This is a genomic window from Streptococcus mitis, assembly GCF_002005545.1.
In the GTDB taxonomy this organism is placed as follows: domain Bacteria; phylum Bacillota; class Bacilli; order Lactobacillales; family Streptococcaceae; genus Streptococcus; species Streptococcus mitis_I.
Window position 1 is genome coordinate 188,147 of record NZ_LBMT01000001.1, and the last position, 14,437, is coordinate 202,583.

Annotated in this window: 11 protein-coding genes; 2 read left to right on the top strand and 9 right to left on the bottom strand. The window is 41.0% G+C overall.

Translation table 11 applies throughout. From position 1 onward, the window contains the following. Positions 1 to 82: 82 nt before the first annotated feature. From lytR to QS39_RS00925, 6 genes are all read right to left on the bottom strand, one after another. Positions 83 to 1,099: a glycopolymer--peptidoglycan transferase LytR gene (gene lytR / locus QS39_RS00900; RefSeq protein ID WP_033678421.1), complete on the bottom strand. Its 1,017-nt coding sequence runs from the start codon at positions 1,097 to 1,099 to the stop codon at positions 83 to 85. A gap of 7 nt (positions 1,100 to 1,106) precedes the next feature. Beyond that, entirely contained in the window at positions 1,107 to 1,625 is a 519-nt protein-coding gene (locus QS39_RS00905; protein ID WP_077804365.1) for a GNAT family N-acetyltransferase, read from the bottom strand. Beyond that, complete coding sequence (tsaE, locus tag QS39_RS00910; protein WP_077804366.1) at positions 1,615 to 2,061, bottom strand: tRNA (adenosine(37)-N6)-threonylcarbamoyltransferase complex ATPase subunit type 1 TsaE; 447 nt, start codon at positions 2,059 to 2,061, stop codon at positions 1,615 to 1,617. Before tsaE ends, QS39_RS00905 begins: the two co-directional genes overlap by 11 nt. Before the next feature lie 84 nt (positions 2,062 to 2,145). Next, on the bottom strand, positions 2,146 to 2,766 hold the full coding sequence (locus QS39_RS00915; RefSeq protein ID WP_060805194.1) for a hypothetical protein: 621 nt from the start codon (positions 2,764 to 2,766) through the stop codon (positions 2,146 to 2,148). 253 nt (positions 2,767 to 3,019) lie between these two features. After that, positions 3,020 to 3,484: an IS200/IS605 family transposase gene (gene tnpA, locus QS39_RS00920; protein ID WP_000057429.1), complete on the bottom strand. Its 465-nt coding sequence runs from the start codon at positions 3,482 to 3,484 to the stop codon at positions 3,020 to 3,022. A gap of 234 nt (positions 3,485 to 3,718) precedes the next feature. Next, positions 3,719 to 4,582, bottom strand: coding sequence for a helix-turn-helix domain-containing protein (locus QS39_RS00925; RefSeq protein ID WP_077804367.1), 864 nt, complete (start codon positions 4,580 to 4,582; stop codon positions 3,719 to 3,721). Positions 4,583 to 4,771: 189 nt separating this feature from the next. On the opposite strand from QS39_RS00925, the gene QS39_RS11540 reads away from it, so the two are divergent. Further along, positions 4,772 to 4,945: a PhrA family quorum-sensing system peptide gene (locus tag QS39_RS11540; protein WP_023945399.1), complete on the top strand. Its 174-nt coding sequence runs from the start codon at positions 4,772 to 4,774 to the stop codon at positions 4,943 to 4,945. Further along, on the top strand, positions 4,942 to 5,925 hold the full coding sequence (gene cbpJ, locus QS39_RS00935) for a choline-binding protein CbpJ (RefSeq protein WP_077804368.1): 984 nt from the start codon (positions 4,942 to 4,944) through the stop codon (positions 5,923 to 5,925). Before QS39_RS11540 ends, cbpJ begins: the two co-directional genes overlap by 4 nt. 225 nt (positions 5,926 to 6,150) lie before the next feature. Here the strand turns inward: cbpJ and ndk are convergent, their stop codons facing one another. From ndk to rpoB, 3 genes are all read right to left on the bottom strand, one after another. Continuing rightward, positions 6,151 to 6,564 carry a nucleoside-diphosphate kinase gene (gene ndk, locus QS39_RS00940; protein WP_077804369.1) on the bottom strand — a complete coding sequence of 138 codons (414 nt, stop codon included), beginning with the start codon at positions 6,562 to 6,564 and terminating at the stop codon, positions 6,151 to 6,153. Between the two features lie 261 nt (positions 6,565 to 6,825). Next, positions 6,826 to 10,503, bottom strand: coding sequence for a DNA-directed RNA polymerase subunit beta' (gene rpoC / locus QS39_RS00945; RefSeq protein ID WP_000228741.1), 3,678 nt, complete (start codon positions 10,501 to 10,503; stop codon positions 6,826 to 6,828). Positions 10,504 to 10,535: 32 nt separating this feature from the next. Next, positions 10,536 to 14,147, bottom strand: a complete 3,612-nt coding sequence (rpoB, locus tag QS39_RS00950) for a DNA-directed RNA polymerase subunit beta (RefSeq protein ID WP_077804370.1) — start codon at positions 14,145 to 14,147, stop codon at positions 10,536 to 10,538. Positions 14,148 to 14,437 lie beyond the last annotated feature (290 nt).

Below are 14,437 nucleotides of genomic sequence, written 5' to 3' on the forward strand. Positions count from 1 at the left end.
TCCTCCTACCTATCTATTCGTATTTTTTTGAAAAAATCGCAGGAAATTTCCCACGATTGATTTTTTATTTGTATCAAGAAAGTTAATTATCTTCGTCACTAACAGGCACCCGTCCAAACAAATCTTCAAATAAGACAACATTTGTTTCAAGCTGAGTGACTTCTTCTTGTCCCAAAGAACGTCTCAAAAGATTCTGCATTTCCAACATATGGTTTCTCGTAACAATTTGATAAGAAACGCCTTGTAGCATCTCCCCTTCACCCTTCAACTGTTGTGTTTCAATAGTTTTAAATGAATCTTTATAGCCCAACAAGCTCGGAATACTTTTCGCAGATAAATCGATATTAGTCTGCATATTAGTACTTAGGGCTTTTAAGATAGACTGATAGTGACTGACACTATTCAAACTAAGAACTTTTTCAACAACTTTTTGAATGACTTCACGCTGACGCTTTTGACGACCGTAGTCTCCTTCTGGGTCTTGATAACGCATGCGTGAATAAACAAGCGCTTCTTCTCCATTTATTGTCTGCTCTCCAACACCGATAGAAATGGTGTTAAATTCTTCTTGATCACTGATAGAGATTGGGAAACCTAGTGTATTATTGACCGTAATACCTCCCACTGCATCGACCAATTGTTGCAATCCTTGCATATTAACCATAATGTAGCGATCGATATGGATATTCATCATCTTTTGAATTGTTTCTATAGCAAGTTCTGCACCACCACCAGCATAGGCAGCGTTTAACTTCGCTTCTTCAATACTACCATCTTTATGTTGAATTTTAGTCAGGATATCACGCTCCAAGCTCAGCATCATGGTCTTCTTAGTATGTGGATTGACAGTCAAGAGAATCATAGAATCACTATTTCCAGCCCATTGATCTGTACGCTCTACATTCCCAGTATCAACCCCCATTAACAGAATGGTCAAAGGCTCTGTTGCTTCAATAACCTTGGTTTCTTCCCCTATTTTTTTATAGGTCTTTGATAAGGTTTGTGTGCCTTGCTGATAAATAGTATACGCAAAAACACCGACACCTAAAACTGTCACAGCTAGAAAAGCTAGCACCATTCCAATAATTTTTTTAACCATATTTCTACTAATCTATCAGTTTACCCATCAAGTAAACATCGATAAATTTCCCTTCTTCTATATATGCTCCACGCTCTTGGCGACCTTCAATGACAAAGCCATGCTTTTGATAAAGATGAACTGCTGCTTGATTACGAGTTTGGACAGTCAGCTGGAGACGACGCAGAATGCCACTTGCTTGTGCCCACTCTATCGCTTCTTCTAGCAACAAACTTCCCAATCCATTATTCCAATATCTTTTTCCAATCACAATGAAGAGATCTCCAATATGACGGACTCTCTTGCGCTGGTCAGCTGTAATATTTATAATACCAGCAATTTTATCATTTAAGAATGCAAGTAAGGTTATCTGATTGTCCGAACTAGCTTGCTTGTTGAGGAATATTTCCATCTCCTCACTGGTCAAGAGAATACCATCTCTGTCTAGGCTGGTAAAATCTGTCTCCAAACTTACACAATTTAAAAAGGCCACTAATTCAGCTGCATCTTTAGGCTCTGCTTCCCTAATGAGCAATTCATACTCCATGTTGAAGCTCCTCTAAGAGTTTTTCTGCATGCAAACCCTTTGCTTGGAAATGTAATCTGCGACCGTCTTCTTCTTTTAGAATTTCCAACTCTAAATAAGTATCTGGCAAGGCATCTCCTAAGAGATTTCCCCACTCGATAACAGTCACTCCGCCACCAAAGAGAAACTCATCCAAATCGATAGAATCCGCATCTCCTTCAATTCGATAAACATCTAGGTGATAAAGTGGCAGTCTGCCTCCTTCATACTCTCTTACGATAGTATAGGTTGGACTTTTAATCATCTGGGAAATCTGTAATCCCTTTGCAAGTCCTTTAGTAAAGGTCGTTTTACCTGCGCCCAGTTCTCCAGTTAAGATTAAAACATCATTCTTTTCTAATAAATGGCCCAAACGCTCCCCTAAGGCTTGTAGCTCTTCTTCATTTTTTGTGTACATATTCTTATTATACCAAAAACTTTTCTTTTGTGTCTATTTTCCTGCTAAACTTACCATCATAACATCCATAAAAACAAGCTTTCTCTAAAAGAAAATGAGCGTAGCAATGACCAATACAAGATCTCGGAAAATATGACCATAAAAGGAAACTTCCTTTTTAACAGAATTTGGGACAAGATAGGCTGCAAAAAACAAACCCAGTCCAATATACATCAGAAGTGAGACAATGGTCATTGGATTTCTTAAGAAGAGAAGTGTTGCTAAAATAGTCACCAACACTGTCTTTTTTCTATCTAGCATAGCAAGAAAATCGCGCATGTATTTTTTCAAGGGTAAAAAAATCAGCAAATCTAGTCCAAATAGGAAAAAGAAGGATGGCAATAAAAAGTCAACTAATTCTTGCTGCAACGTATTTTTGATGAACAAGTTATCTGACAGGACAAGAACAGCTCCTAACAAATTAATTAAGAGCAGGATACTGTAAAGAAGCTTCACTGACTTCTTACTGGCTAGGACACTATGGACTTCTTGCTTACGGGTATAAAGATAATTTACTCCAGCACAGATTCCCGAAACGAATACCATACTTCCGATGAAAAAAGCTGTACTTTGTTTAAAGGACAAGATACATTCCTTCCATAGGAAACAGCTACTCAAACTGATTTGAATTAAAGCTAACAAAAATAAGATTCTCATTGATTTCATCTTTTCTCTCCCTTCCTACCAATCATTATACTAGGAGAAAAGAGAGAACTGTTTTCAATCTTCTCAAATGTCTCTTTTAGACGCTAAACAAACACCTGAGACTAATACTCAATCATGACCACCCGTCAAACGGGTGGTTTGTTCCAGGGCTATAAGCCCAAATTACCAGCCAGCGCCTAAAGACGCTGGCTTTCACTTTGTTCAAGCCTTATTGCTCTTGACTCGTCACTTGCCTCTCAAAGAGGCTTTAGTATTACTTACCACTATCCCTAAAGGGATCCTCATATTCTTTTACACTTAATTTATCTAGTGCTATATCATGCTTTTCCTGTTCTTGAATATATTTCTTAATTGTGGCTTCATTAAGTCCTACTGTACTCACATAATAACCTTCCGCCCAGAAATGCCGATTCCCAAACTTATACTTGAGATTGGCGTGTTTGTCAAACATCATGAGTGCACTTTTTCCTTTTAAATAACCCATGAAACTCGAAACACTTATCCTCGGTGGAATACTTACTAACATGTGTACATGGTCTGGCATTAAGTGACCCTCGATAATTTCAACTCCTTTATAACTACACAAGCGATGAAATATTTCGCCTAAACTACTTCGATATTGATTATAGATGACTTTTCGTCTATACTTAGGGGTGAACACAATGTGATACTTACAGTGCCACTTTGTGTGCGATAAACTATGAGCCTTTTGTGCCATATTTTTCTCCTTTCGCTTTACAATTGGCTTGAACACCTTTATTGTATCGCGTTCGGAGTTTTTTTGGTATAACCTTCGACGCGCACCCGCATAGCGGGTGGTTTTTTTGTCTCGCACCTAACGGAGCGAGACGGACTAATAGTCACATAATGAAAATAAGGCTGATAGTATTAATTTCACTATCAGCCTTACAGGTTATTTAACGTTTCAGAAAAACTATAATGTCAAGATTAACTAAACAGTATCTAATTCCTTCAAATAATTTTCTATCTTCATCAACATTAAAGGATTGTTATAAATCTTACATAACTCTCTTGCTTCTATATAATAATTTTTGACTTGTTCTTTGTCTAGAAATTTGGCTCCAGCATTTCCTACAAGAATAAATAGAGGAGCCAGTTGGTAGCTTGTCTGTCTTTGTTTACAGAGTTCAATCGTCTCAAGAGCTTCTTGGATAGCTTCGTTATATTTTTCCTTTGACACTAGGTAGTGAGCGTAGTTGTAACGAACTCTGATGTAGCCAAATAAAAACTCTTGATGCTCAAAATTTTTTGTCTGATATAACTCCATCAAATGAGAGTAGTTTGCCTCATATTCTTGTTCACGACCCACTAAGGAATAGAAATTAGATAGAGTATTCAACGCCTTTAAATAAATCAGAGTATTTGAAGAGACTTTTAATAATATATTTTCCAATGAAGAAATAGCCTCACACTTACTGTCATATTGATAGAAGTCAATAATAGCTTTAATCCATTCAAGGTAAGTTCGGTCTTCTAGTGTTAGAAAAGTACTTCGTTCAATCTCTATTCTATAAATATATTCCAAATCGTCATAATTTCTATCATCTAATAGTCGAACAGATAATTGCTTGAAATTAGAGAGGTTAGATTTAATTTCAATTTGTTCATTAAAAAAATAATCTAATGGCACTTCAAGTCGTTGCGAGAGTTTGAACAAAAGGTCTGCGGAGGGAATGAAATGCCCTCTCTCAATTTTACTAATCTGGCTTTGTTCACAAATTCCTTCTGCAAGAGTTTGTTGGGAGAGACCTAACTCTTTTCTTTTCAATCTGAATTTCTCTGCGAGTGTATTCATTAAAGATAATAAACCTTCCTATTTGCTTAATTTCATTATAAAATTTTTAGTTCAAAATAGCAAGTTAAAGGAATAAATAATTCTTTATGGTAATAAACCCCCAAAAAAGTCAAAATATACATAAAAACTTGACTGATTTTCATATGTGTGTTAGAATTAAGCAGAAAGAAAGGAGGTTCATAATATAAGATGAGGAGAAATCGTGGAATTAAAAAAATAGTTATATTTGTATTACTAAGTGTTCTTGCATTTGGTAATACAATTCCCTATCAACAGTTTGTTCAGAAGAATAGACAAATGGTAAAGTTTATAATTTCGCTTCATCTGGTGAGTGGATTTAATATTGGAGGTATATATAAATGAAACTTTTGAAAAAAACTATGCAAGCTGGACTAACAGTAATTTTCTTTGGTTTGCTAGCTACGAATACAGTATTTGCAGATAACTCTGAAGGATGGCAGTTTGTCCAAGAAAACGGTAGAACCTATTACAAAAAAGGGGACCTCAAAGAAACGGACTGGCGAGTGATTGATGGGAAGACCTATTATTTTGATTATAATGGCGAAATGGTTGTTGGTTGGCAGTACATTCCAATGCCAGTTAAAGGATATACAATTGGTCCTTACCCTAATGGTATCAGATTAGAAGGTTCCCCAATGCCAGAATGGTACTACTTTGACGAAAATGGAGTGCTACAAGAGTTTGTTGGTTGGCAAGAATTAGAGCTAAAATATTCCTTAACCGTTGGGAAAAAACATGGTGAAGGCTGGGAAGGTCCCGAAGTTCTTAAATTAGCATACTACTACTTTGATCAAGATCATTATTTAAAGACAGGTTGGCTTTATGATCAATCTAACTGGTATTACCTAGCAAAAACAGGAAATTCTGGGAATAAGAATCTTGGTGGTGAAAGACGTGTAGGTTGGATAAATGATGGTTCAGCTTGGTACTATCTAGATTCAGAAACTGGTATCATGCAAACTGGTTGGAAGCAAATTGGCAATAAGTGGTACTACCTCCGTTCATCAGGTGCAATGGCAATTGGTTGGTATCAAGATGGTTCAACTTGGTATTATTTAGATAATAAAAATGGTGATATGAAGACAGGTTGGGTATATGTTGGTAACCGTTGGTACTATCTCCGTTCCTCAGGAGCTATGGTAACTGGTTGGTATCAAGATGGTTCAACTTGGTACTACCTAAATGCAAGTAATGGAGATATGAAGACAGGTTGGTTCCAGGTTAATGGCAAATGGTACTATGCTTATGGTTCAGGTGCTCTAGCTGTTAATACCACAGTAGATGGTTACTACGTAAACTATAATGGTGAGTGGGCTAAGTAACGAATGCTAATCGTAACTGTAGTTGATACTTAACTTAGTAAAAAGAGCTTTTTTCTACCATTTGTCAACTCTATCAAGGCTTTAAGAATTAAATGAGTCAAGACAGTAGCTATTCAGTATGTTTATCTACTGTAGTAGGTTGAAGAAAAGCTAAGAACGAGAAAGGACGAAGTTAGTCCTTTCTTTTTTATGAGCTTTTAACCGATTGATTGAGCCAATCAATTCTTAAAACCAAAGAGCAATTTCTCGCTTAGCTGACTCTTCTGAATCTGAACCATGTACAACATTTTGGATAACCTCATTTTCTCCAGCAGCTTTTGCAAAATCACCTCGAATAGTGCCTGGTAAAGCTTCTTCTGGACGAGTCGCACCCATCATAGTCCGCCAAGTTTCAATTACTTTGGGACCAGAAATAATACCTACAAGAACCGGTCCTGAAGTCATAAATTCACGAATCGGTGGGTAAAAACTTTGGCCAACCAAGTCCTGATAGTGCTGGTCAATCAACTCTTCTGAAAGCTGTGTACGCAACTCCAATTTTTCGATTGTCAATCCACGTTGTTCGATGCGTTTTAACACTTCACCTACTAGTCCTCTTTTTACACCGTCTGGTTTAATGATAAAAAATGTTTGTTCCATACCTGTCTCCTTTGTCAGCTTCTTTCTTTTATACTCTTCGAAAATCAAATTCAAACCACGTCAACGTCGCCTTACCGTATATATGTGACTGACTTCGTCAGTTCTATCTACAACCTCAAAGCAGTGCTTTGAGCAACCTGCGGCTAGTTTCCTAGTTTACTCTTTGATTTTCATTGAGTATTATTTTACCACATTTCATGGAAAAATGGAGAAAGTTTTCAGAAAAAGAGAAAGAGAACCCGAGGGCTCTCTCATTCTCTTTTATTCTACTGTTTCTTCCACAGTTTCAACGGCAGTATCCACAACTACTTCTGTTGTTTCTTCGTTTCCTTCTTCCTCTACTGGAGGATTAAGGTATTCTTCTTCGTTGACAGCATGTGGTTCAAGATTACGGTAACGGGCCATACCAGTACCTGCTGGGATGATCTTACCGATGATAACATTTTCTTTAAGTCCAAGAAGATGGTCTTTCTTACCACGGATAGCTGCATCTGTAAGGACACGAGTTGTTTCCTGGAAGGAAGCCGCTGACAAGAAACTGTTGGTTTCAAGCGAGGCTTTGGTAATTCCCATAAGAACTGGGCGACCTGTTGCTGGAACCCCACCTGCGATAAGGACATCTTTGTTAGCATCTGTAAAGTCATTGATATCCATGAGGGTACCCATGAGAAGATCTGTGTCACCTGGATCCATGACACGGACTTTACGGATCATTTGACGAACCATTACCTCGATGTGTTTGTCACCGATTTCTACCCCTTGGCTACGGTAAACTTTTTGTACTTCACCGAGAAGGTAAGTTTCAACCGACAAGACATCACGAACTGCAAGGAGACGTTTTGGTTGGATAGAACCTTCTGTAAGAGCAGCACCACGCGCTACTTGGTCCCCAACTTCGACACGCATACGAGCTGTAAATGGTACGACGTATTCACCTTCGCCAGTTTCGCCCTTAACAAAGACTTTCTTAGTACGAGTTGAGGCATCTTCTTCGATAGCAGTAACTTGTCCTTTAACCTCTGTGATAACCGCTTCCCCTTTAGGATTGCGGGCTTCAAAGATTTCTTGGACACGAGGAAGACCCTGAGTGATATCGGTATTTGAGGCAACCCCACCCGTGTGGAAGGTACGCATTGTAAGCTGTGTACCAGGTTCCCCGATAGATTGGGCAGCGATTGTACCAACTGCTTCACCAACTTCAACCGCATCACCAGTCGCCAAGTTGATACCGTAACAATGACGGCAGACACCATGACGAGTGTTACATGTAAATACAGAGCGGATAGTCACTTCTTCCACACCAGCGTTGACAATTTCACGCGCCTTGTCTTCTGTAATCAACTCATTTGGACCAATGATCACTGCACCAGTTTCTGGATGTTTAACAGTTTTCTTAGTGTAACGACCATTGAGACGCTCTTCGAGTGATTCGATCATCTCTTTTCCTTCTGCGATAGAGCGGATCAAGAGACCACGATCTGTTCCACAGTCGTCCTCACGGATGATAACGTCTTGGGCAACGTCAACCAAACGACGAGTCAAGTAACCTGAGTCGGCTGTCTTAAGGGCCGTATCGGTCATACCTTTACGCGCACCGTGAGTTGAGAAGAACATTTCCAATACCGACAAACCTTCGCGGAAGTTTGAAAGGATTGGCAATTCCATGATACGTCCGTTCGGAGCCGCCATCAGACCACGCATACCGGCAAGCTGTGAGAAGTTTGAGATGTTACCACGGGCTCCAGAGTCCATCATCATAACGATTGGGTTCTTAGGATCTTGGTTGGCAATCAAACGTTTCTCAAGTTTTTCACGGGCAGCACGCCATTCAGCTGTAACGGCATTGTAACGCTCGTCGTCTGTGATCATACCACGACGGAATTGTTTTGTGATTTGTTCTACACGTTTGTGTGATTCTTCAATGATTTCAGCCTTGTCATCAACGACTGGGATATCGGCAATACCCACTGTCAATCCTGCAAGAGTTGAGTGGTGGTAACCGAGGTTCTTCATGCGGTCAAGTAGGGCAGAAGTTTCTGTCGTACGGAAACGTTTGAAGATTTCAGCGATGATATTTCCAAGGTTTTTCTTCTTGAATGGAGGGTTGAGTTCAAGTTTGCTGATTGCTTCCTTGATATCTCCACCAAGTGGCAAGAAGTATTTAGCTGGAACGCCTTCTGTCAAGTTGGCATTGTTTGGTTCTTGCAAGTATGGTAGGCCCTCTGGCATGATGTCGTTGAAGAGAATTTTACCAACTGTTGTAAGCAAGACCTTATGTTTTTGCTCTTCTGTCCAAGGTTTGTTGAGGCTATCTGTTGCGATACCAACACGTGAGTGAAGGTGAACATAACCATTACGGTAGGCCATAACCGCTTCGTCACGGTCTTTGAAGACCATTCCTTCACCTTCACGACCAGCTTCTTCCATAGTCAAGTAGTAGTTACCCAAAACCATGTCCTGAGATGGAGTAACAACTGGTTTACCATCTTTCGGGTTCAAGATGTGCTCAGCAGCGAGCATCAAGATACGAGCTTCTGCTTGAGCTTCTTCTGAAAGCGGTACGTGGATGGCCATTTGGTCTCCGTCAAAGTCGGCATTGTAGGCTTCACAGACAAGCGGGTGCAAGCGAAGGGCCTTACCATCAATCAAGACTGGCTCGAAGGCTTGGATACCCAAACGGTGAAGGGTCGGTGCGCGGTTCAAAAGCACTGGGTGTTCTTTGATCACTTCTTCAAGGATATCCCAGATACGCTCATCTCCACGTTCGACCAAGCGTTTAGCCGCTTTGACGTTTTGCACGATATCACGGGCAACGATTTCACGCATCACGAATGGTTTAAAGAGCTCAATTGCCATTTCACGTGGCACACCACATTGGTACATCTTAAGAGTTGGACCAACGGCGATAACGGAACGTCCTGAGAAGTCAACACGTTTACCAAGCAAGTTTTGACGGAAGCGTCCTTGTTTCCCTTTTAGCATGTGGCTCAATGATTTAAGAGGACGGCTACCTGGTCCTGTGATTGGACGACCACGACGACCATTGTCAATCAAAGCGTCAACCGCTTCTTGAAGCATACGCTTCTCATTTTGAACGATGATACCAGGCGCATTCAACTCAAGCAAACGAGCCAAACGATTGTTACGGTTGATAACACGGCGGTAAAGGTCATTCAAGTCAGATGAGGCAAAACGACCACCATCCAACTGCAACATTGGACGAAGATCTGGTGGAATAACTGGAAGGATGTTGAGAATCATCCATTCAGGTTTGTTTCCAGACTTGTAAAAGGCATCCAAAACATCCAAACGACGAATGGCTTTGACACGTTTTTGTCCAGTAGCTGTTTTCAACTCTTCTTTGAGTTCAGCAATTTCTTTTTCAAGATCTACTTGTTTCAAAAGGTCTTGGATAGCTTCGGCACCCATCTTGGCAACGAATGATCCATAACCATACTCACGCAAGCGCTCACGGTATTCGCGCTCTGTCATGATAGACTTGTGCTCAAGTGGTGTATCCTTAGGATCAATCACCACATAAGCCGCAAAGTAGATAACTTCCTCGAGGGCACGAGGACTCATATCAAGGGTCAAGCCCATACGGCTTGGAATCCCCTTGAAGTACCAGATGTGAGATACAGGAGCTTTCAATTCAATGTGCCCCATACGCTCACGACGAACTTTCGTACGCGTTACTTCAACCCCACAACGGTCACAAACAATCCCTCTGTAACGAATGCGTTTGTACTTACCACAAGCACATTCCCAGTCTTTTGTAGGACCAAAGATAACTTCATCAAAGAGTCCTTCACGTTCTGGCTTCAAGGTACGGTAATTGATTGTTTCAGGTTTTTTGACTTCTCCATAAGACCATGAACGGACTTTGCTTGGAGAAGCTAGGGTGATTTGCATACTTTTAAAACGATTTACATCAACCACTATTTCTTCCCTTTCTATTCTAAGTGAACTGCTTATTCTTCTTCAGCAGCTTCTTCTGTTGCTTCCGCTTTTGTTGCTTTCTCAGCTTCTTCAGCTTCAAAGGCTGCTTTAGCCTCTTGTGCTGCTTTTTCGCGGGCTTTTTCAAGGTCATCTACGTGGATGACATCTTCGTCCATTCCTTCATCCAAGTCACGAAGTTCCACTTCTTGGTCATCTTCGTCTAGGACACGCATGTCAAGACCAAGAGATTGCAATTCTTTGACAAGAACTCGGAAGGATTCTGGAACACCTGGTTTTGGAATTGGTTTTCCTTTTGTAATGGCTTCATAAGCTTTCAGACGTCCATTGATATCGTCAGACTTGTAAGTCAAGATTTCTTGAAGGACATTTGACGCACCGTAGGCTTCAAGAGCCCAAACCTCCATCTCACCGAAACGTTGTCCACCAAACTGAGCTTTACCTCCGAGTGGTTGTTGGGTAACAGTTGAGTATGGTCCGACTGAACGAGCGTGCAATTTATCGTCAACCATGTGGTGGAGTTTGATCATGTACATGACTCCGACAGAAACACGGTTATCAAACGGTTCCCCAGTACGTCCATCGTAAAGGATTGTTTTGGCATCGCTATCCATACCAGCTTCTTTAACAGTTGACCAAAGGTCTTCAGAACTTGCTCCGTCAAAGACTGGTGTTGCGATATGAATACCAAGAGTACGAGCAGCCATACCAAGGTGAAGCTCCATAACCTGACCGATATTCATACGTGATGGCACCCCAAGTGGGTTCAACATGATATCGACTGGAGTTCCATCTGGAAGATAAGGCATGTCTTCTACAGGAACGATACGAGAGACAACCCCTTTATTTCCGTGACGTCCGGCCATCTTATCTCCGACCTTGATCTTACGTTTTTGAGCGATGTAGACGCGAACCAGCATGTTAACACCTGATTGCAACTCATCTCCATTTGCACGTGTAAAGATCTTAACATCACGAACGACACCATCGGCACCGTGTGGTACACGAAGAGAAGTGTCACGTACTTCACGAGATTTATCTCCGAAGATAGCGTGCAAGAGACGTTCTTCAGCTGAAAGGTCTTTCTCACCCTTAGGTGTTACTTTACCTACAAGGATATCACCTTCTTTAACCTCAGCACCGATACGGATAATACCCATTTCGTCAAGATCTTTAAGGGCATCTTCACCAACGTTTGGAATTTCACGAGTAATTTCTTCAGGCCCAAGCTTTGTATCGCGTGTTTCTGATTCGTATTCTTCAAGGTGAACAGATGTGTAGACATCGTCTTTAACCAAGCGTTCGCTCATGATAACGGCATCCTCGAAGTTGTAACCTTCCCAAGTCATGTAGGCAACGATTGGGTTTTGTCCAAGCGCCATTTCTCCATTTTCCATAGAAGGTCCGTCAGCGATGAAATCACCTTTTTCAACGGCATCACCAACTTTTACGAGAGTACGTTGGTTGTAAGCGGTACCTGAGTTTGAACGACGGAATTTTTGAATGTGGTAAACGTCCAATGAACCATCTTCACGACGAACTTCTACCTTGTCAGCATCTGCGTAAGTAACTTTACCATCATACTGAGCAATCACAGCCGCTCCAGAGTCGTGGGCTGCTTGGTATTCCATACCAGTACCAACGTAAGGTGCTTGAGGATTGATCAATGGCACAGCCTGACGTTGCATGTTGGCTCCCATGAGGGCACGGTTGGAGTCATCGTTTTCCAAGAAAGGAATACATGCTGTCGCAACGGCAACTACCTGTTTTGGTGATACGTCCATGTAGTCAACAACATTAGCTGGATACTCTTGGTTGACCCCTTGGTGACGTCCCATGACAACTTTTTCAGCAAATGTTCCATCTTCATTCAGACGAGAATTAGCCTGTGCTACAGTGTATTCATCTTCTTCATCGGCTGTCAACCAAACGATTTCGTTCGTGACAACACCTGTTTCACGGTCAACCTTACGGTATGGTGTTTGAACAAAACCATACTTGTTCAAGTGCCCGTAAGATGACAAGTTATTGATCAAACCGATGTTAGGTCCTTCAGGTGTCTCGATTGGACACATACGACCATAGTGAGTGTAGTGCACGTCACGTACTTCATATCCAGCACGGTCACGTGTCAAACCACCAGGTCCTAAGGCTGACAAACGGCGTTTGTGAGACAACTCAGAAAGCGGGTTGTGTTGGTCCATGAACTGTGACAACTGTGATGAACCAAAGAATTCTTTAACTGCAGCTGTTACAGGACGGATATTGATAATTTGTTGTGGTGTCAAGACTTCGTTGTCCTGAACAGACATACGTTCACGGACATTACGTTCCATACGAGAAAGTCCCAAACGTACTTGGTTGGCAAGCAATTCACCAACCGCACGGATACGACGGTTCCCAAGGTGGTCGATATCATCTACACGCCCAAGTCCTTCAGCCAAGTTGAGGAAGTAGCTCATCTCGGCAAGAATATCTGCAGGAGTGACGATACGAACCTTGTCATCTGGATTAGCATTACCAATGATTGTTACAACACGGTCTGGGTCAGTTGGTGCAACAACCTTGAATTTTTGAAGAACAACTGGCTCAGTCACAACGGCTGCATCATTTGGAATGTAAACAATCTTGTTCAAGTCGCCATCCAAATGGCTTTCAATGCTTTCAATCACACTACGAGTCATGATTGTTCCAGCTTCTACCAAGATTTCGCCTGTTTCAGGGTCTACCAATGGTTCCGCAATGGTTTGGTTAAGCAAGCGTGTTTTAACATTGAGTTTTTTATTGATTTTGTAACGACCAACTGCTGCCAAGTCATAACGACGTGGGTCAAAGAAACGAGCCACAAGCAAGCTACGTGAGCTTTCAGCAGTCTTAGGCTCACCTGGACGAAGGCGTTCGTAAATTTCTTTCAAGGCTTCGTCTGTACGAGAGTCCATTGGGTTCTTGTGGATATCTTTTTCAACAGTGTTGCGAACCAATTCGCTATCACCAAAGATATCAAAGATTTCATCATCACCTGAGAAACCAAGCGCACGAACCAATGTCGTAAATGGAATCTTACGAGTACGGTCGATACGAGTGTAGGCGATATCTTTTGAGTCGCTTTCAAGTTCCAACCAAGCTCCACGGTTAGGGATAACCGTTGAACCGTAGCCCACTTTACCGTTTTTATCAACTTTATCGTTAAAGTAAACACCTGGTGAGCGGACCAACTGAGATACGATGATACGTTCACCACCATTGATGATGAAAGTACCCATTTCAGTCATGATTGGGAAATCACCAAAGAAAACTTCTTGGGTTTTGATTTCGCCTGTTTCTTTATTGATCAAGCGGAAAGTTACAAAAATTGGTGCTGAGTAGCTAGCATCGTGAATACGAGCTTCTTCTAGCGTATATTTTGGTTCCTTGATTTCATATCCAACAAATTCCAACTCCATTGTGTCTGTGAAGTTTGAAATTGGCAATACATCTTCAAACACTTCCTTCAGACCATGGTCTAGGAAATCTTTGAATGAGTCAGTTTGAATTTCAATCAAATTTGGTAAGTCAAGAACTTCTTTGATTCTTGAAAAACTACGACGGGTACGATGTTTCCCGTATTGAACGTCATGTCCTGCCAAGATGATTCTCCTTTGTAAATAAGTTCCAAGCCTTGTCAATCAGGCTTTCTAATCGTCATATGGTTGTAAAACCCCTATCACCGTGTCCTCTTGACAAATTTTCAGAATCTTTAAGTCTTTGTTACAAGTACTCAAAATCCTGAAAAAAAGCACAAAAAGAGCAGCTAAATCTGACTTTTTCAGAAGATTTAACTGCTGTGAGTCTTGTCTGGACAATATTTCAGACAAAACCTACGACAAATGATTACTCATATTATACCCTATTTAGCTAGATTTTTCAAGGGGATTAA

Coding starts and splice junctions, on each gene's coding strand:
- QS39_RS00925 (WP_077804367.1), bottom strand. CDS start 4,582: ATGAATACACTCGCAGAGAAATTCAGATTGAAAAGAAAAGAGTTAGGT.
- QS39_RS00915 (WP_060805194.1), bottom strand. CDS start 2,766: ATGAAATCAATGAGAATCTTATTTTTGTTAGCTTTAATTCAAATCAGT.
- QS39_RS00905 (WP_077804365.1), bottom strand. CDS start 1,625: ATGGAGTATGAATTGCTCATTAGGGAAGCAGAGCCTAAAGATGCAGCT.
- ndk (WP_077804369.1), bottom strand. CDS start 6,564: ATGGAACAAACATTTTTTATCATTAAACCAGACGGTGTAAAAAGAGGA.
- cbpJ (WP_077804368.1), top strand. CDS start 4,942: ATGAAACTTTTGAAAAAAACTATGCAAGCTGGACTAACAGTAATTTTC.
- QS39_RS11540 (WP_023945399.1), top strand. CDS start 4,772: ATGAGGAGAAATCGTGGAATTAAAAAAATAGTTATATTTGTATTACTA.
- tnpA (WP_000057429.1), bottom strand. CDS start 3,484: ATGGCACAAAAGGCTCATAGTTTATCGCACACAAAGTGGCACTGTAAG.
- lytR (WP_033678421.1), bottom strand. CDS start 1,099: ATGGTTAAAAAAATTATTGGAATGGTGCTAGCTTTTCTAGCTGTGACA.
- tsaE (WP_077804366.1), bottom strand. CDS start 2,061: ATGTACACAAAAAATGAAGAAGAGCTACAAGCCTTAGGGGAGCGTTTG.